This window comes from Streptomyces sp. DH41 (assembly GCF_029813785.1).
Classification (GTDB): domain Bacteria; phylum Actinomycetota; class Actinomycetes; order Streptomycetales; family Streptomycetaceae; genus Streptomyces.
The window spans coordinates 121,677-138,355 of record NZ_JARVKY010000003.1 but is presented as its reverse complement, the minus strand read 5'-3'; the positions used below and the strand labels follow the sequence as shown (position 1 = coordinate 138,355).

At 69.8% G+C, this 16,679-nt stretch carries 17 protein-coding genes and 1 riboswitch; of the genes, 6 read left to right on the top strand and 11 right to left on the bottom strand.

The window, feature by feature from the left end:
• Positions 1-209 precede the first annotated feature (209 nt).
• Positions 210-617 (bottom strand): RidA family protein, encoded by a 408-nt coding sequence (locus QC283_RS07190; RefSeq protein ID WP_279560522.1) that lies wholly within the window; start codon positions 615-617, stop codon positions 210-212.
• 79 nt (positions 618-696) lie between these two features.
• Between QC283_RS07190 and QC283_RS07185 the strand changes: the two genes are divergently transcribed.
• Positions 697-1,347, top strand: coding sequence for a TetR/AcrR family transcriptional regulator (locus tag QC283_RS07185; protein WP_279560521.1), 651 nt, complete (start codon positions 697-699; stop codon positions 1,345-1,347).
• 73 nt (positions 1,348-1,420) lie between these two features.
• Here QC283_RS07185 and QC283_RS07180 read toward each other — a convergent pair whose 3' ends face one another.
• Positions 1,421-1,933 (bottom strand): CPCC family cysteine-rich protein, encoded by a 513-nt coding sequence (locus QC283_RS07180; protein WP_279560520.1) that lies wholly within the window; start codon positions 1,931-1,933, stop codon positions 1,421-1,423.
• 572 nt (positions 1,934-2,505) lie between these two features.
• Between QC283_RS07180 and QC283_RS07175 the strand changes: the two genes are divergently transcribed.
• Entirely contained in the window at positions 2,506-3,114 is a 609-nt protein-coding gene (locus QC283_RS07175; protein WP_279560519.1) for a hypothetical protein, read from the top strand.
• 241 nt (positions 3,115-3,355) lie between these two features.
• Here the strand turns inward: QC283_RS07175 and QC283_RS07170 are convergent, their stop codons facing one another.
• Together QC283_RS07170 and QC283_RS07165 are read right to left on the bottom strand one after the other, a co-directional pair.
• Positions 3,356-4,600 carry an NADH:flavin oxidoreductase/NADH oxidase family protein gene (locus QC283_RS07170; protein WP_279560518.1) on the bottom strand — a complete coding sequence of 415 codons (1,245 nt, stop codon included), beginning with the start codon at positions 4,598-4,600 and terminating at the stop codon, positions 3,356-3,358.
• A 95-nt stretch (positions 4,601-4,695) separates the two neighbouring features.
• A complete protein-coding gene (locus tag QC283_RS07165) occupies positions 4,696-5,517 on the bottom strand; it encodes an SDR family NAD(P)-dependent oxidoreductase (protein WP_279560517.1) in 822 nt (273 codons plus the stop codon).
• 190 nt (positions 5,518-5,707) lie between these two features.
• Between QC283_RS07165 and QC283_RS07160 the strand changes: the two genes are divergently transcribed.
• Positions 5,708-6,139: a MarR family winged helix-turn-helix transcriptional regulator gene (locus tag QC283_RS07160; RefSeq protein ID WP_279560516.1), complete on the top strand. Its 432-nt coding sequence runs from the start codon at positions 5,708-5,710 to the stop codon at positions 6,137-6,139.
• Positions 6,140-6,370: 231 nt separating this feature from the next.
• Here QC283_RS07160 and QC283_RS07155 read toward each other — a convergent pair whose 3' ends face one another.
• Entirely contained in the window at positions 6,371-7,564 is a 1,194-nt protein-coding gene (locus QC283_RS07155; protein ID WP_279560515.1) for an MBL fold metallo-hydrolase, read from the bottom strand.
• Between the two features lie 168 nt (positions 7,565-7,732).
• Here QC283_RS07155 and QC283_RS07150 point away from each other — a divergent pair, with 168 nt between their 5' ends.
• Both QC283_RS07150 and QC283_RS07145 read left to right on the top strand, forming a co-directional pair.
• Entirely contained in the window at positions 7,733-8,317 is a 585-nt protein-coding gene (locus QC283_RS07150; RefSeq protein WP_279560514.1) for a carboxymuconolactone decarboxylase family protein, read from the top strand.
• A gap of 81 nt (positions 8,318-8,398) precedes the next feature.
• On the top strand, positions 8,399-8,980 hold the full coding sequence (locus QC283_RS07145; RefSeq protein WP_443032563.1) for a TetR/AcrR family transcriptional regulator: 582 nt from the start codon (positions 8,399-8,401) through the stop codon (positions 8,978-8,980).
• A gap of 111 nt (positions 8,981-9,091) precedes the next feature.
• Here the strand turns inward: QC283_RS07145 and QC283_RS07140 are convergent, their stop codons facing one another.
• Together QC283_RS07140 and QC283_RS07135 are read right to left on the bottom strand one after the other, a co-directional pair.
• The gene (locus tag QC283_RS07140) at positions 9,092-9,877 is read right to left on the bottom strand and encodes an SGNH/GDSL hydrolase family protein (RefSeq protein ID WP_279560792.1); all 786 of its coding nucleotides are present in this window, start codon (positions 9,875-9,877) and stop codon (positions 9,092-9,094) included.
• A gap of 204 nt (positions 9,878-10,081) precedes the next feature.
• Positions 10,082-11,044 carry a M23 family metallopeptidase gene (locus QC283_RS07135; RefSeq protein ID WP_279560512.1) on the bottom strand — a complete coding sequence of 321 codons (963 nt, stop codon included), beginning with the start codon at positions 11,042-11,044 and terminating at the stop codon, positions 10,082-10,084.
• Position 11,045: 1 nt separating this feature from the next.
• A riboswitch (cyclic di-AMP (ydaO/yuaA leader) is annotated at positions 11,046-11,205 on the bottom strand.
• Positions 11,206-11,628: 423 nt separating this feature from the next.
• Between QC283_RS07135 and QC283_RS07130 the strand changes: the two genes are divergently transcribed.
• A complete protein-coding gene (locus QC283_RS07130; protein ID WP_279560511.1) occupies positions 11,629-12,426 on the top strand; it encodes a tyrosine-protein phosphatase in 798 nt (265 codons plus the stop codon).
• A gap of 25 nt (positions 12,427-12,451) precedes the next feature.
• Here QC283_RS07130 and QC283_RS07125 read toward each other — a convergent pair whose 3' ends face one another.
• The 4 genes from QC283_RS07125 to dxs form a co-directional block, all read right to left on the bottom strand.
• Positions 12,452-12,574, bottom strand: coding sequence for a DUF6126 family protein (locus tag QC283_RS07125; RefSeq protein ID WP_279560510.1), 123 nt, complete (start codon positions 12,572-12,574; stop codon positions 12,452-12,454).
• Positions 12,571-13,242 (bottom strand): helix-turn-helix domain-containing protein, encoded by a 672-nt coding sequence (locus QC283_RS07120; RefSeq protein ID WP_279560509.1) that lies wholly within the window; start codon positions 13,240-13,242, stop codon positions 12,571-12,573. Before QC283_RS07120 ends, QC283_RS07125 begins: the two co-directional genes overlap by 4 nt.
• A gap of 86 nt (positions 13,243-13,328) precedes the next feature.
• Entirely contained in the window at positions 13,329-14,714 is a 1,386-nt protein-coding gene (locus tag QC283_RS07115) for an aspartate aminotransferase family protein (RefSeq protein WP_279560508.1), read from the bottom strand.
• Positions 14,715-16,667, bottom strand: a complete 1,953-nt coding sequence (gene dxs, locus QC283_RS07110; RefSeq protein WP_279560507.1) for a 1-deoxy-D-xylulose-5-phosphate synthase — start codon at positions 16,665-16,667, stop codon at positions 14,715-14,717.
• Positions 16,668-16,679: the final 12 nt, after the last annotated feature.

Here is a 16,679-nt window from a genome sequence, read left to right as displayed (position 1 = left end):
ATATCCGCGCTCGCCACCCCTGCAGGAGGCCGTGCGGCACGTCCATGGGCGACAGCCGCCGCACTGACCTTCGGCGTCCTCCTTTTGAAGGCATCGACGGCGGACTGGACGTGCCTCGGGAGCCGCTCCCGGGTTCCGTACTCGCCGTCCGTCAGATCCCCCGACTCAGCATGGTCAGCCCCCGAGTCTCCCTACTCGTGGTGCTATGGCTATTCGATGACCGCAGTGGCTTCGACCTCGACCAGGAGGTCCGGTTCCCCCAGCGCCGCGACGCCCAGCAGGGTGATCGGCTTGACCGGATCGATGCCCAGTTTCGCTGCCGCCCGGCCCACGCCCTCACCCAGCAGCGGCATCTTCTCGGGACTCCAGTCGACGACGTAGACGGTCAGCTTCGCCACATCGTCGAAGGAGCCGCCGATCGCGGTCAGGGCGGTGCCGATGTTGAGATAGCACTGTTCGACCTGAGCGGCGAAGTCCCCTTGGCCCACGGGCTGGCCGTCGGCATCGCGGGCGACCTGCCCCGCGAGGAACACCAGCTTCGATCCGGTGGCGACCGACAGCTGTCGGTAGACCTCGGGCTTCGGCAATCCCTCGGGATTGAGCAACGTCACAGACATGAACGGCCTCTTCCTCTTGACATCGGGAGCAGCAAGATCCGCACCATCAAAGCATAGCGACGCTATGTATCGTGGGGTCATGGCGAGGACGAAAGATCCAGCGGTCCGCTCCCTGCTGCTCGACCGGGCCGCACAGATGCTGCGGACGAGGCAACCGGTCACACTGCGCACCCTGGTCGCCGGAACCGGCGTATCGACGATGGCTGTCTACACCTACTTCGGCGGCATGGACGGCCTCTGGAAGGCAACGCGACAAGAGGGTTTCGTCCGCCTGGCCGCCCGGCTCGCGACCGTCAAGAAGTCCGCGGACCCGGTACGAGACCTCGCCGCACTGGGCGCTGCCTACCTGGTCAACGCCCTGGAGAACCCTGACCTCTACCGCGTCATGTTCGACGCGGACTTCGACCTCCAAGACACCGGCGCCGCCGACGAAACCCTGCACCGTCTCGTCCAGGCCATCGAACGGGCCAAGGCGAAGGGCCGCTTCAACGACGAGGTCGACCCGCTGGAACTGGCCGTACAGAGCTGGACGATCGGCCACGGACTCGCCTCCCTCGTCGCCACAGGCCCCCTGCCGCACCAGACGCTGGCTCACGGCGCACCGATGCTGGCCGCACTGTTCACCGGCGCAGGAGACGAACCCGACCGATGCCGCCAGTCGGTTGAGCAGGGCTGGGGCCGGCCGGCCCCAGCCCGGTCCAACTCTCGCGACCGGAGAGACAGGACCTAGCTAGTTCCTCGGGAGCGGACCGCGGCGCGATCCCGAGGACGAGCCACTCCAGGTTCGGCACCTGTCCCACGGCTCAGGTCTCAGGCGCAGAAGTGGGTGGCGCCGGGCGCTCGTCGCGCCGCCAGAAGGCGGGGCGCCACCAGTACAGGAGCCTCGGGTCCTCAGGCCACTTGCCGCTGTTGCCTGGCTCTTCGAAGGAGTCCCGCGACGGGTCGATCGGACGCCACCCAGGGTCCAAGGGTTCATCACGCGCAGGAGGCCGCACATTCTTGAGAAAACGCTCTTCCACGGCCCCGAAGCGCTGAAAGTTGCCTTGCGCCTCCACCAGGCACACGGCGTTGGCGCCAAAGCTCCACGGCCAACGCAACTGCGCCGGATCGTCTTCCCAGAAGCAGACGGCACAGATCTCATAACCCCCGTGCTCACCGAATACCTGGTGGCCGCAGCAGGGACACGGAAGCCAGCCCTCTGCGGGGGGCGCCACGTGACTCTCTGGAAGCACTAGGTGCTCCCCTCGCGCCTCCGCCGCTTCGAGAGCTTCGAGCTCAGCCAGCTCGGCGAGTATCTGCGGATCCACATCGTCCATGGAAACGAACCTACAAGGCAGCCTCGCCCGGCGGATCGGCGGCTGAGCACCAAGCGGGCCAACTGAAGCACCCGGTCACAGGTCACGCGGCGAGGGAGAAGCCGAGGCGGGCAAAGTGACTGACTCGGGTGCGGGCGAGCGGGTGGCCGTTCCACCAAGCGTCGAGGTGGAGGAGGTTGAGCGCAGGGGCGGCCACGAACTCGCGGTAGTCGGCCGGGAACGCCAGGCGTGCCGTCTCCTCGATTTCCGCCCCCAGTCCACCACGTCGCGGGCACGGTAGTACGTTACGCCGCCAACTCTCCGAAGAGGATACGGGTGATATCTGCCGTAAACTCCCTTTTGGTTCCTCCGTGTCACCCAACGCACCGAAATGCAATCGCCAGTTGATCTCCAACGCCACGACGAGGGATACTACTTGGCGGATGCGTGTTCCCGACCGAGTGGTCCTCGCTTCACTAATCTCCCGCGCAGATCACGGGAGGCCAACTACCCAGAGATTACTGGGCAGTTGACCTCAGGGTTTCGTGATAGCGTCCTCGCTCGGAGGGACAGTGCAACCTGAAAGGGAAATCGTGAACACGGAGAAGATCGCCGCTCGCCGCCTCTCGCTGGAAGAGGTGAAGAAGCTCGGCGTAAAGGACAGGCTCTTCGTTTCCGCTGACACCGCAGAACTCAAACTTCCCGAATGCTATGTCCCTGCTTTTCTGACGAAGTCCGGTGAGGATTTCGAGGGCGGCTCGATCACGGCGAGAACCGCATTCCAGGAAGAGGTCTCCTGCCTTCCCGATGACGAGAACGAAGCCGGAGTCTACTTGGCCGACGAGAACGGCTCGGTGACCATCGAGGTCCTCCAGTCCGCCGGTGTCGTGCTGGACCTGGCACTGTTCGTCCCTGGTGGGGACAAGGGGTCCCTCACGGCCCTTTACGCTGCGGCCCGGCAGGCGTTCGGCGCCGACATCGTGCAGATCTGGCGCCAGGGCCTCAAGGAGGTCCCCGACGTGAAGGTCGACATCTTCGAGGAGCAGATTCCCCGGGGGCGCAAGGGGAGCGACAGCCCCAAGCGTGACCGTCGCGCGATCGACACCTACCCCACCCGTGCGGACTTCATCGAGTTCTCCACGGGGTGGAAGCCGGTCGTCGAGGTTCACAAGCCGGTCGTTGACGACACCCCGACCATCTGAGGCGGCATCACCCCCTCGGCTCGTCCTGAGACAACACCGAATCGCCGTTCCACTCGAAGACCTCGCGAGACAGCCCGCCTGACCCGATGTCAAAGCCTGAAGTCGTTCTGCGACAGCCCACAGTGCTTCGGCTCAGTCGAGTGACGTCCACTTCACGCTCGAGCGAGGTCGAGGAGCATGAGGCGTCGGCGGGCGTCACGCGCACTGCGGCGACGGCCGGAGGCGATGTCCTTCACACCGTTCAGGCGCAGGGCGCCGACCGCGAGGGCCGACATTTCAGGTAGGTGCGCCGGCGCCGGGCGCGGACGAGCCGTTCGAGGAGGAGGGCGACGGCCGGAGGGTAGGGCGTCTTCGGCGGCTTGCCCGCACCGAGGCGGGCGAGCTGCCGCGACGTGACGGCCTGGACGGCCGCGGCTGCCAGCGTTTTGTTCCGGAAGCGGGTGCGGGGCGGGCGGGCCCGCGCATCACCGCCGGCAAGCCACTGCCCCGGCAGCGTGGGGTCGATGGCCAGTGCCGTGGCCAGGCCGGCCATGGCGACTCCGGAGTCGATCACCTGCTGGGCGACCGCGCGTCGCCGGATCCCTCCGGTCAGCAGCAGCGGCAGCGGCGAGGTGGCGACGAGCCGCTCGGCGAGTTCGAGGAAGTACGCCTCGCGGGCAAGGGTGCGGCCGTCCGCGGGGAAGCCCGCCGTGGCCAGGCTCTCGATGCTGCCGCCGGACAGCTCGACCAGGTCAGCCCCCACATCGGCGAGCATCTTGATCACGTCACGCGCGTCGTCGGTGTCGAATCCGCCGCGCTGGAAGTCCGCCGAGTTCAGTTTCACTCCCACTGCGAAGCCCGTGCCGACACGCTCGCGGACCGCGCCCATGACATCGAGCAGCAGGCGGGCGCGGTTGTGCAGGCTGCCACCCCAGCGGTCGTCGCGCCGGTTCACCAGGGGAGAGAGGAACTGGGAGAGGAGGTAGCCGTGGGCGGCGTGGATCTCGACTCCGTCGAAGCCGGCCTGCTGGGCCCGCCGCGCGGTCACGGCGAAGCGTTCCACCGTCTCGTCGATCTGCCGGGCGGTCATCGGCTGGGGTGTCGGGTACATGCTGGAGAAGCCGCCGGCGTCGATCGGCACCGCGGAGGGCGCCCAGGTGGTGCCGGCGAGGTCTTTGGGGATGACGCGCCCGGGGTGGTTGATCTGCATCCAGATCCGTCCGCCTGCCGATTTGCCGGCCGCCGCCCAGCGCTGGAACGGCTCCACCGGCGTGTCCTGTTCCAGGACGACGTCGCCGGGCTGGGCGACCGCTCTGCCGTCGATCATGACGTGTCCGGTGATCAGGAGCCCGGCGCCTCCCGCGGCCCAACGGCGGTAGAGCGTGAGCAGTTCGTCACCGGGCAGCCGGCCCGGCGCGGCGAGCAACTCCTCCATCGCGGCCTTCGCGATCCTGTTGGGCAGCGGAGCGCCGTTGCTCAGGTACAGCGGCTCATTCAGCGTGGTCATCTCTTCTCCCATGACGTCGGCTCTGGGCGGACTCGGTGGGCTGTCGGCGCCGTTGTCCGTCTTCGCGCCGCGGGTGGTGGCGTCACCAGGTGGCGTCACGAGGTGGCGGGGTCGAGGTCGCTCACGTCGTCGAATCCGGCCTTGCGGTTGAGGTTGCCGGTGATGCGGGCGACCGTGGTCCGAGGAAGCAGGCGCGACGCCCAGGTTCCAGCGCGGTTGGAGGCCCGTCCGGGGAAGGAGACCGACCGGCCGCGTGCGAAGTCGTCGAGTGTTCCGGCAGCGACGTCGGCGGGGGTGTCCGTGGTCTTCGGGTCCATGGACGCGGTCGTGCGGTCGAAGAACCCGGTGTCGGTGGCTCCCGGGTGGGCCGCCATCACGCGCACGCCGGTACCTCGGACCTCCTCGGCGAGCGCCTCGGTGAACGAGAGCACGAATGCTTTGGTGGCGGCGTAACTGGCCTGGTACGGCATGGGCTGGAAGGCGGCGGTGGAGGCGACGTTGACGATGCCGCCGCGGCCGCGCTCGACCATGCCGGCGCCCAGAAGGTGAACCAGGCCGATCAGCGCGGTGACGTTCACGTCGACGGACTGGAGGTTGGGTTCGAGGGGACGGCCGAGGAAGGGCCCCACCGAACCCATCCCGGCGTTGTTGACCAAGAGGTCGACTTCCAGGCCGAGTTCATCGATGGCGTCGACCACCGTCTGCGGGGACCGCCGGTCCGAGAGGTCCGCGGCGATCACGTCGACTCGGACGGAATGGGCCTTCCGGATCTGCCCGGCAAGGGTGTTGAGCGCGTCGGCCGAGCGGGCGACAAGGACGAGGTGTGCGCCTCGGGAGGCAAGTTCCCGTGCGTAAGCCTCGCCCAGTCCCTTCGAAGCGCCGGTGACCACGGCTGTGGTGTTCGTGTAGTCGTGCATGAGTGAGTGCTTCCTGTTCGGCTGGGCGCCGGGCCGCGTCGGAGTGGACGGGCCTCGGGAAGGAGGAACGCGGGGAGCGTCCCGCTCCGGGGACGGCCTCGTGCCCACAGCGGGAACGAGGACCGATTACTTCGAGCCTCGAAGGAACATAACACTTCGAGGCTCGAAGTAAAAAGGCTAGGATGAGGCCATGACGCGAAGCACCCTTGAGGCAGCGGTGGTGGCGAACCACGAGATCTTCATGCGGACCAGCGCCCGGATCGAGACCGTCCTGGCCGAACACGGTCTGACGCAGGCAACCGCTCAGGCACTCTGGGCGATCGACCCGGCCGAGGCGCCACCCTCGATGAAGGAACTGGCCGGCCGGCTGTACTGCAACGCGCCCAACCTCAGCTTCGTCATGAATCAGCTCACCGGCCGGGGACTCGTCGAACGTTCCGCCGACCCCGCCGACCGCCGTTCACGCGTCGCGGCACTGACGGAGGACGGCCGACGGGTACGGTCCGCGCTGATCGAGGCAACACTGGCCCTGAGCCCGTTCGCCCGACTGGACGCCGACGATCTCCTCAAGCTGGTGAGTCTCCTGGACAAGGCACTCGAACCGACGGCAGGTCCGGCGTGAGATTCGCGTGAGATTCGGCAGACTTCAAGACGCGGCACACGGATGTGAACTTCGGGGATCAGTTCCATCGGGCGTACGTCCAGCAGCCGCATGCCGCCGCCGAACACTGCCAGGTAGTCCGGGATGCGCCAGGACTGCCCGCCACGTCGAAGTCGGGACCTCGACTGGCGGGATCTGCCCCTGCCAGGGGCTACATGCGCTGAGGGCCTGTCGGAGGAACGACGACCGACGTCACCGCTCACCAGCAAGGTCGAGATCACCCTTGCTCGTCTCGGCCGTCCCCTCAGCGATCCGGGGACGCCGCCAGGAGCGCGCGATCGGGGCGGAGACCGCCCGCCACCACGGCTCCACCGGCAGCTTCCCCGTCGGCTCGAACGGCTCCCCCGGCCGCGGGAACGCCACTGCCTGGCCGGCCTCCCCGGCCGCGTCCTTCGTCCACTCCCCCGGCTCCGCCCACGGATGCGGCGCCAGGTTGAAGGTGCCCCAGTGGATCGGCAGCAGGGCACCGCCCGCCCGGCCTCCCTGCAGGTCGAGGTGGGCGCGTACACCCTCCTCGGGAGTCATGTGGATGTCCGGCCAGAACTCGGCGTACGCCCCGAGCTGGATCATCGTGGCGTCGAACGGGCCGTGGGCGGCGCCGATGTCCCGGAAGCCGTCGAAGTAGCCGGTGTCCCCGCTGTGGAAGACACGGTGCTCCTCACCGGCGACGACCCAGGACGCCCAGAGGGTGTGCTGGGTGCTGCGCAGCCCGCGTCCGCAGAAGTGCCGGGCCGGGGTGGCGGTCAGGGTGAGGCCGCCGACGCGCGTCGACTCGTGCCAGTCCAGTTCGCGCAGCCGGTCGGCACCGACGCCCCAGTGTTCGAGGTGGGCGCCGACACCGAGGGGCACGGCGAACAGGGTGTCCGTGCCGGCCAGCGCCACGATCGTGGGCATGTCCAGGTGGTCGTAGTGGTCGTGGGAGATGACGACGACGTCGACCGGGCCCAGGGCGGCCAGGGGCACCGGGGCCGGATGCAGCCGCTTGGGGCCCGCGAAGGGGACCGGGGAGCAGCGCTCGCCCCACACGGGGTCGAAGAGCACCCGCTGCCCGTCGATCTCGGCGAGCACGCTGGAGTGACCCATCCAGGTGACCCGCAGTCCGGTGGCGGGCGGCCTGGCGAGGTCGGCGAGGGTGGTGGCGTGCACGGGGACCGTGCCCCGCGGCGCACGGCGCAGCTTCGCCTCCCGGTCGAAGTAGATCTTGGCGAAGTCGCGGGCCGATCCGGAGGGCCGGGTCCGGGCGGGGCCCCCGGGATTCTGGAAGACACCGTCACCGAAGTGCGGCGATCTGCGGATACGCGCCATGCGCTCACCGCTCGGGTCCGCGCCGAAGGCCGCGGGCCGCGGCACGCTCAGCCCGGGACTCGGGAAACGGAAACCGGCCACGGTACCTCCAGGTGGAGTAGGTCAGGTTCTCATTGTCGTCTCGTCCGACGTCACTCGAACGCCCGATGTCACATCCGAGTTCCCTCCGCCCGTCGTACCGGTGAGGGCGCCCCGGCCGGAGCGCCCGGCACGCACCGGCACGACCGATCGGACAGGAAGGTGGCCCTCATGGCCCGCGTATCCCTCACCCCGCCCCGGACGCTCCTCCTCCGCGTCATGGAGTGGTACTCCCGGCGCACCTACGGCAAGGTCCTCGACCCCGGCAAGGCGCTCGCCCACAACCCGCGCGTGCTCTGGGGCGACCTGCGGTTCGAGCAGTCCGTGGCCAAGTGGAACAGGCTGGACTCCGACCTGAAGGCACTCGCCGTGATGGCCTCGGCGGCCTCGATCGGCTGCTCCTGGTGCATGGACTTCGGCTACTGGGAGAACGCCGAGCGCGGCATGGACCGGCGCAAGCTCCATGACGTGCCGGTGTGGCGGGAGAGCGACGTCTACACACCGCTGGAGCGGGACGTCATGGAGTACGCGGAGGCGGTGACGGCGACCCCGCCCAGCGTCGGCGACGACCTCGCCGAGCGGCTGCGGACCCGGCTCGGGGAGCCCGCGTTCGTGGAACTGACGGCCATGGTCGCCGTCGAGAATCTGCGGTCCCGTATCAACGCGGCGCTCGACCTCACCAGCCAGGGCTTCAAGGACTCCTGCGACCTGCCCGACGCCGGGCGCACGGGCGCGGTCACCGCCACCACGGACTGAGTCAGCGGGGCCAAAAGCAGCCGTCGCCGCACGTCGGGGCACCTGTATAGGGTGACGGGCGTGGGGAGAGTCCGGTTGAGTGTGGCGGAGCGTCGCGAGGAGCTGCTGCGCGCGGCCATCGAGCAGATATCGGCGCGGGGCGTGGCGGCGTTGCGGATCGCCGACGTGGCCGCCGCGCTCGGTGTCAGCAACGCGCTGGTCCTCTATCACTTCTCCACCAAGGAGAAGCTGGTCGCCGCCGCGTTCACCTACGCCGCCGAGGACGATCTCGCCCATCTGCGCAAGCTGCTCGGCCGCCGCACCTCGGCGCTGCGCCGGCTGCGTGCGGCCGTACGGTGGTACGCCCCGACGGGGCAGGCAAAGGGCTGGCGGCTGTGGATCGAGGGCTGGGCGGCGGCGCTGCGCGAACCCGCGCTGCGGGAGGTCACACGGGAACTGGACCGCCAGTGGAAGGCGGCGATCGCCGAGGTCATCGCCGAGGGCGTGGCCGCCGGAGAGTTCCCGTGCCCGGAGCCCGACGGCGCCGCCCTGCGTCTGACGGCACTGCTCGACGGGCTGGCCGTACAACTGACGTCGTACGAGGGCGCGGTGTCGCGGGCCCGGGCGCAGGAGTGGACGGACGAGGCGCTGGCCCGGGAACTGGGCCTGGAGCGGAGGCGTTGACGACGCCGCGCCGCTGACCGCACCGCCCTAAGCCGACACCGACCCCACCGCACCGCCCTGAGCCGATACCCCCCACCGCCACCACCGGCGCCCCACACCCGCGCCCCGCCGTCAGGCCACCGCCGAGATCCGCATCTTGATGTCGTCCGGCGACAGGGTCCCCTTGGCCGTCACGTGGTCCCCCGACGACTCCCCGCGCAGCCGGCGTCCGATCCACGGCACCAGGTACTCGCGTGCCCAGTGCACGTCGTCCCGCCGGACGCCCAGGGTGCCGCGGGGCGGCAGCTGCGGCCAGGGCTGGTCCGGGTCGGCCGGGACCCGCAGGCCCAGTGCCTGGCCCGCGCGCAGCGCCACCCGCGTGTGCCCCTCGGGCGACAGGTGCAGCCGGTCGGCGTCCCAGGCCCGGCGGTCCTGGACGCTCCGGAGCGACCACAGGTCGAGTACGGGGCAGCCGTAGCGGTCGGCGACGGCACGGACGTGCCCGTTGTACGTGGCGATCTTGCCGCGCAGATGCTTGAGGACAGGCACCCCGCGGGTGTCGAAACCGGTCGTCACCAGGACGGTGCCGGCCGCCGCGGTCAGCGCCGCCACGGCCCGCTCGAACCGCTCCGCCACCTCGTCGGGATCGGTGCCGGGCCGGATGATGTCGTTGCCGCCCGCCGCGAAGGAGACCAGGTCCGGCGCGAGTCCGACGACCCGCGGGATCTGCTCCACCATGATCTGGTCGAGCAGCCTGCCGCGCACGGCGAGGTTCGTGTACGCGAAGTCGCCCTCGGGGCGCCGGTCCGCGAGCAGGACGGCGAACCGGTCCGCCCAGCCGACGAACGCCCCGTCGGGGCCGGGGTCGCCGACGCCCTCGGTGAAGCTGTCCCCCACAGCCACGTACGACCCGATCACTTCTCTGCTGTCACTCTTCGAATCGTCTGCCACGTCGGCCCATGATTCACCTTGGATTGTGACCTACGCGACCGTAGAAAGGGTTGACGGGCGGTGAGAAAGACCACGCCTAAAGTGTTCACCAATTCAGGAATACACCGAAGGCCGGACCCGGGGATCGGGGTCCGGCCTTCGGAGGCGCGGAGACTGCGCCGAAAAGCGTCGTCAGAGAGAGACGCCGTGCGAGCGCAGGTACGAGATCGGGTCCACGTCCGAACCGTAGTCCGGCGTGGTGCGGATCTCGAAGTGCAGGTGCGGGCCGGTCACGTTGCCGGTCGCGCCCGAGAGGCCGACCTGCTGACCCGCCGTCACCGACTGGCCGGCGGAGACGGAGAGCGAGGACAGGTGGGCGTACTGGGCGTAGTGGCCGTCGGCGAGCTGGATGACGACCTGGTTGCCGTAGGCGCCGCCCCAGCCGGCGGAGACGACGGTGCCCGCGCCGACGGCCTTGAGCGAGGTGCCGGTCGGGACGACGAAGTCGGTGCCGGTGTGGTAGCCGCTGGACCACATGCTGCCGGTCTGGTGATACGGGGTGCCGAGGCTGCCGCCGGGCACGGGTGAGGTGAAGCCGCTGGTGGTGCCGGCGGACTGGGCACTCGCGCCGGAGGAGTCCGAGGAGGTCTTCGCGGCGTCCGACGACTTCTCGGTCGACTCGGACTTCTCCGAGGACGACTTCTGCGGCGCGGCGGGCTTCTCGGCCGCCGGCTTCTGGGACTCGGTGGAGGACGACGGGGCGGACGACTTGGCGGCCCGCTCACCGACCGAGAGCTTCAGGCCGGGGTGGATCATCGACGGGTCGGCGCCGACGGCCTCGCGGTTGTCCGAGTACAGCTTCTTCCAGCCGCCGTCGACGTCCTGCTCGTCGGCGATCTTCGAGAGGTAGTCACCGCTCTTCACGGTGTACGTCCGCGAGTCCGAGTTCTTCTCGGCGTTGCTGCCCGCGGCCTGCTTGACGGCCGTCGGTATGGACTGCACGGCCTGCTCGGAAACGGACTGCGCGGGAGCGGCCTGGGCACTGGCGGCGCCCATCAGCGGAAGTGCGAGCGCCGCGCCACCGGTTCCGGCGACGGCGATGGTGCGGGTCAGGCGCATGGCCCTGGTACGGCGGTGCTTACCCTTCGCGGGCATGTCTTTTCCTCTCCGGCGCCTGCGAGGTGAGCTGTCGGGTGCGGGCTGGAGATGCCCGGCCGCGCCGAGACGCGGCTTAACCCCAAGCCGTTCCGGGAACCGGAACAGGCGGTAGTACCTGTGGGTCCCCCGCTCCTGCCGTGTACGGGTGGTGGATGAGTGCGGGCTCCGGTCGGCGGCAGGATTAGGCGTCCGTCCGGATCGGTGGTGAACGTAAGGGACCAGGACGCGCAGGGACAAGCGAGGGGTTCCCTTGGCAGGTGTTCCGTTTGATCCTTTACGGGAATCACCGGTCACCCTCCGTCGATTACCGGAGTGCCCTTTCATGCAAAGAGCCTTGAAAACCGGCCGAATTGCATGAACATGACGGGCAACGCACCGTCACGGATATGACGCTGCTCACCCGTCACCCCTCCACTCCCTTTTATTCCGGCGCTAGTTGGAACGAAGATGCCAATTCGGACAGAAAGCCCAGATGTGGCGTAGTCGGATGAGCGGGACTCCGAAATCTCCGAGCGGTGCCGTATCGTCGAGTGGCGCCCGCCGACGAGCAGCGTCGGCGGGGCCCAGTGGGAGGAGCCCCCGTGACGCAGCAGGTCCCGTCGACCGAACCCGAGCTGACCGGTGTGCGCAACTTCCGGGACGTGGGCGGGCTGCCGACCGTGGACGGGCGGCGGGTGCGGCAGGGGGTGCTGTTCCGCAGCGGCCACCTCGCGCACGCCACCGGAGAAGACGCCGCGCTGCTGGCCTCGCTGGGCCTGCACACGATCTTCGACTTCCGCAACGCGGCCGACCAGAAGCTCGACGGCCCGGACGTCGAGCTTCCGGGCGTGCGGAACGTCAACCTGCCGCTGAGCGATCCGGCGGACGGCGCCGAGTTCTGGAAGATGGTCCGCGACGGCGACCTCGACCAGCTGCGCGAGATCCTGGCGGACGGCAGGGGCGCGAACCGGATGATCGACTCCTACCGCGCGATCATCAAGGACCGTACGGCCGAGCACTCCCGGGTGCTGCACGCGCTCGCGCAGGACAGCGTCCCCGCCCTGATGCACTGCGCGGCCGGCAAGGACCGCGCGGGCCTGTCCATCGCGATCACCCTGCTCGCCCTGGGCGTCGAGCGTGAGGCCGTCGTCGAGGACTACCTGAAGTCCAACGCCACGCACCGCCGGTACAAGGTGCGCCGCAGCAGCACCGCCGCCTCGGCCTACTCCCCCGAGGTCATGGAACTGCTCAATCCCCTCTTCGACGCGCGCGCCGAGTATCTGGCGGCGGCCTTCGAGACCGTCGAGGAGACCTGGGGCGGGGTCGACACCTATCTGGAGAAGGGCCTGCGGATCACTCCGGAGACCCGGGAGCGGCTGCGCGAGCGGATGCTGGACTGAGCCATCGGCTCACCGGCTCACCGGCTCACCGGCTGTTGGCGCCCACCTCGAAGAGCAGGTAGAGGAAGGCCGCGAGGACATGCCCCACGACGAGGTAGATGAAGAGCCGCACCCACAGGGCGCGCGGGAACTTCTCCTGCAGGTTCATGGCGTCTCTCCAAGGGTGGGGTGGACCGGTCCGGACGTGGGGTGGACCGGCGCGGCCGCCGGTCCCAGGCACAGTGCCGCCGTCGGGCTCTGCAGCAGGGTGTGGACGAAGAGGAGCTCGACACCGTCGGCGTCCTGGGCGGCGATCCGGTGCGGGGTCAGCGAGTCGAAGTGCGCGCTGTCGCCCGGGCCGAGCCGGTGCACGGTGTCCCCGAGGCGCAGCCGCAGCCGGCCCCGCAGGACGTGCAGCCACTCCTCACCGGGGTGCACCCGCACGATGTCGCCCTGTGAGCCGTGCGGCACAAGGACGCGCAGGGCCTGCATGCCGCGGCCGGCCCCACCGGCCTGCCAGTAGGTCCAGCCGCCCGCGAACGTCGGCTCCATGGCGTCGGCGCGTACCACCGCGTCCCGGTCCACGGCCGTCTCGCCGAGCAGCTCCGAGACCGTCGTACCGTAGACACGGGCGAGGGAGAGCAGCATCGGCAGTGAGGGCTGGCGCTGCCCGGTCTCCAGACGGGAGAGGTGGGCGGGCGACAGCCCGGCGGCACGGGCCGCCGCCTCCAGGGTGAGTGCGGCCCTGCGCCGCAGGGCACGCAGCCGCGGCGCCACGACGGACACCGCGTCCGCCGACGCGTCCGGCGACGGCGGTTCGGGCTCGTGGGTGGTCATGCCTCCCATTCAGCCGGAATATTGCCTGACAGGCAATTTCTTTGCCTCTGAGGCAAAGAGCGGTGACGGGTGGCCCTCGCTGATCGTCAGCGGTTGGCCACCGCCTGCCTGACCAGGGTCTTGCCGAAGTCCCACATCAGGCCGCCGCCGTCATGGGCGTCGTCCATCACCTCGGTGAAGGCGTCGACGAACCGGTCCGCGTCCCCCGCGTCGATGATCAGCGGCGGGATCAGCTTGATCACCTCCAGGTGGTCGCCGGACACCTGTGTCAGGATCCGGTGCCGTTGCAGCAGTGGCACCACCACCATCTGCGCGAACAGTCCCTTCCGCGCGGCCTGCAGCATCGTCCAGCGGCTGCGCAGCTTCAGCGATCTCGGCCGTCCGAACTCGATGCCGATCATCAGCCCGCGGCCCCGGACCTCGGCGAGCAGCTCGTAGCGGTCCACCAGCTCCGTCAGCCGGGACTTCAGCCGCTCGCCCACCGCGGCCGCGTTCGCCACGATCTCCTCGTTCTCCATCACCGAGAGCACCGCGAGCCCGGCCGCCATGGCCTGCGCGTTGGACCCGAAGCTCGCCGAGTGGACCTGCACCCGGTCCATCGAGGAGTACACCTTCCTGAAGATCCATTCCTTGCCCAGCGTGGCCCCCACCGGCACATAGCCGCCGGACAGCGCCTTGGCCACGCACACCAGGTCGGGCTCGACGCCCTCCTCGTGCTGGAAGGCGTAGAACTTCCCGGTCCGGCCGAGACCCGTCTGCACCTCGTCGGCGATCAGCAGTGCCTTGTGCCGGTGCAGCAGTTCCTGGGCGCCGCGCAGATAGCCGGGCGGGGGCTCGTGCACGCCCTTGCCCTGGACCGGCTCCACGATCAGCGCGGCCACGTCGCCCCGCTTCAGCTCCCGCGCCAGGGCGTCCAGGTCGCCGAGCGGGACGGCGGTGTCGGGCAGCAGCGGGGCGAAGCCGTCGCGGAAACCGTCCTCGCCGTTGACGGACAGCGAGCCGGTGGTCAGCCCGTGGAAGGCGTGCGCGCAGTACAGGATCCTCGGCCTGCCGGTCGCGTACCGGGCGAACTTCAGCGCGGTCTCGACCGCCTCCGTGCCGCTGTTGCCGAAGAAGACCCGGTCCAGGTGCGGGCTGTAGGAGAGCAGTTTCTCGGCCAGCAGTCCGGGCAGCGGCGGACAGTCGAAGCGGGTCAGGTCGGCCAGCGAGGCGTCGAGGACGTCGTGCAGTGCCTTGCGTACGACGGGGTGGTGGCGCCCCAGGCCCATCACCGCGAACCCGGCGAGCATGTCCAGGTAGTCGTTGCCGTCCGCGTCCCAGAAGTGCGCGCCCTCGGCCCGCTCGTAGACCTTGTCGAAGCCGATGGTGCGCAGCATGCGCGGCAGCTGGTGGTTGAGGTGCCTGGCGTGCAGCTCGTACCGTTCGGCTCCGCGCTCGGCCAAGAGTGCGGCGAGGTCGAACTCCTTGGTCATTCAGCTCTCTCCTTGCACTGGCGTGACGGGCCGTCCGTGCCTGGTCCGATCTCCGGCCTGCGCTCCGGCATGCGCTCCGGCCTGTTCTCCGACGGCCAGGCTCGCGCTGATCCGGCCGGCGATCTCGACCGGGGTGAGTCCGATGTCGGCGAGCACCTCGGCGCGCTTGGCGTGCGCGAGGAACTGCTCGGGAATGCCGAACCGGCGTACGGGTACGTCCATCTCGGCGTCGCCCAGCGCCAGCGCCACCGCCGAACCGACCCCGGCCGCACGGCTGTTGTCCTCGACGACGGCCACCAGCCGGTGCCGTGCGGCCAGCGGCGCGAGCGCCGGGTCGACGGGTTTGACCCAGCGCGGGTCGACGACGGTGCATCCGGTGCCGCGGGCTTCGAGGAGCTCGGCGGCCCGGAGACAGACGGGCGCCATCACGCCGACGGCCACGAGCAGCACCTCGGGCCGCTCGGCGGTGTGCAGGACGTCCATGCCACCGATCCGGTCCACGGCCGGTACGGCCGGTCCGACGGACTCCTTCGGGAAGCGCACCAGCGTCGGCGCGTCGTCGACGGCCACCGCCTCGCGCAACTGGGCGCGCAGTTGGCCGGCGTCGCGCGGCGCGGCGATGCGCAGGCCCGGAACGACCTGGAGGACGGACATGTCCCACATGCCGTTGTGCGAGGGCCCGTCGGCGCCGGTGACGCCTGCCCGGTCCAGCACGAAGGTGACCCCGCAGCGGTGCAGGGCCACGTCCATCAGGAGCTGGTCGAAGGCGCGGTTGAGGAAGGTGGCGTAGACGGCGACGACCGGGTGGAGGCCGCCGGTGGCGAGACCGGCCGCGGACACCGCGGCGTGCTGCTCGGCGATGCCGACGTCCCAGACCCGGTCGGGGAACCGCTCGGCGAAGGCGCCGAGGCCGACCGGGTGCAGCATGGCCGCGGTGATCGCCACGACGTCGTCCCGCTCCTCGCCGATCCGGACGATCTCCTCGCCGAACACGGAGGTCCAGGAGGGCGCGCCGGACGGGCTGAGCGGCGCGCAGGTGAGCGGGTCCATCGCGCCGACCGTGTGGAAGTGGTCCGCCTCGTCGCGCAGGGCCGGTTCGTAGCCGCGGCCCTTCTCCGTGAGGCAGTGCACCAGTACGGGCCCGTGGAAGCGTTTCGCACGCCGCAGCGCCGACTCGACGGCGCCGATGTCGTGCCCGTCGATCGGGCCGACGTACTTCAGTCCCAGGTCCTCGAAGAGTCCCTGCGGGGCGAAGGCGTCCTTGAAGCCCTTCTTCGCGCCGTGCAGGGCCTCGTACAGGGTGTCGCCGATCACGGGTGTGCGCTGGAGTACGGTCTTGCCCCAGGCCAGCACCCGCTCGTAGCCGTCGGTCGTACGGAGCGTCGCGAGGTGGTTGGCGAGGCCGCCGATGGTCGGTGCGTAGGAGCGTTCGTTGTCGTTGACGACGATGATCAGGGGCCGGTCCCTGGCCGCCGCGATGTTGTTCAGGGCCTCCCAGGCCATGCCGCCGGTGAGCGCGCCGTCGCCGATGACGGCCACGACGTGGCCCCGCTCCCCGCGCACCCGGCGGGCCTTGGCGAGACCGTCGGCCCAGCCGAGCACGGTGGAGGCGTGGCTGTTCTCGATGACGTCGTGCTCGGACTCCTCGCGCGACGGGTAGCCGGACAGCCCGCCCTTGCCGCGCAGCTTGGAGAAGTCCTGACGTCCGGTCAGCAGCTTGTGTACGTAGCTCTGGTGGCCGGTGTCCCACAGGATGCGGTCGGCCGGTGACTCGAAGACCCGGTGCAGGGCGACGGTCAGTTCCACCACGCCCAGGTTGGGTCCCAGGTGCCCGCCGGTACGGGCGACCGCGTGCACCAGGAAGTCACGTATCTCGTCGGACAGTTCGCCGAGTTCCGCCTCGGACAGCGCCTTCAGGTCGCGTGGTCCCCGGATGCTCTCCAGAATCGTCACGCTCGGGCCCCC

Excerpts from the sequence above, each read along its gene's own strand:
- QC283_RS07190 (WP_279560522.1), bottom strand. The coding sequence starts at position 617 with ATGTCTGTGACGTTGCTCAATCCCGAGGGATTGCCGAAGCCCGAGGTC.
- QC283_RS07185 (WP_279560521.1), top strand. The coding sequence starts at position 697 with ATGGCGAGGACGAAAGATCCAGCGGTCCGCTCCCTGCTGCTCGACCGG.
- QC283_RS07180 (WP_279560520.1), bottom strand. The coding sequence starts at position 1,933 with ATGGACGATGTGGATCCGCAGATACTCGCCGAGCTGGCTGAGCTCGAA.
- QC283_RS07170 (WP_279560518.1), bottom strand. The coding sequence starts at position 4,600 with ATGACCACGCTGAATGAGCCGCTGTACCTGAGCAACGGCGCTCCGCTG.
- QC283_RS07165 (WP_279560517.1), bottom strand. The coding sequence starts at position 5,517 with ATGCACGACTACACGAACACCACAGCCGTGGTCACCGGCGCTTCGAAG.
- QC283_RS07160 (WP_279560516.1), top strand. The coding sequence starts at position 5,708 with ATGACGCGAAGCACCCTTGAGGCAGCGGTGGTGGCGAACCACGAGATC.
- QC283_RS07150 (WP_279560514.1), top strand. The coding sequence starts at position 7,733 with ATGGCCCGCGTATCCCTCACCCCGCCCCGGACGCTCCTCCTCCGCGTC.
- QC283_RS07135 (WP_279560512.1), bottom strand. The coding sequence starts at position 11,044 with ATGCCCGCGAAGGGTAAGCACCGCCGTACCAGGGCCATGCGCCTGACC.
- QC283_RS07125 (WP_279560510.1), bottom strand. The coding sequence starts at position 12,574 with ATGAACCTGCAGGAGAAGTTCCCGCGCGCCCTGTGGGTGCGGCTCTTC.
- QC283_RS07120 (WP_279560509.1), bottom strand. The coding sequence starts at position 13,242 with ATGACCACCCACGAGCCCGAACCGCCGTCGCCGGACGCGTCGGCGGAC.
- QC283_RS07115 (WP_279560508.1), bottom strand. The coding sequence starts at position 14,714 with ATGACCAAGGAGTTCGACCTCGCCGCACTCTTGGCCGAGCGCGGAGCC.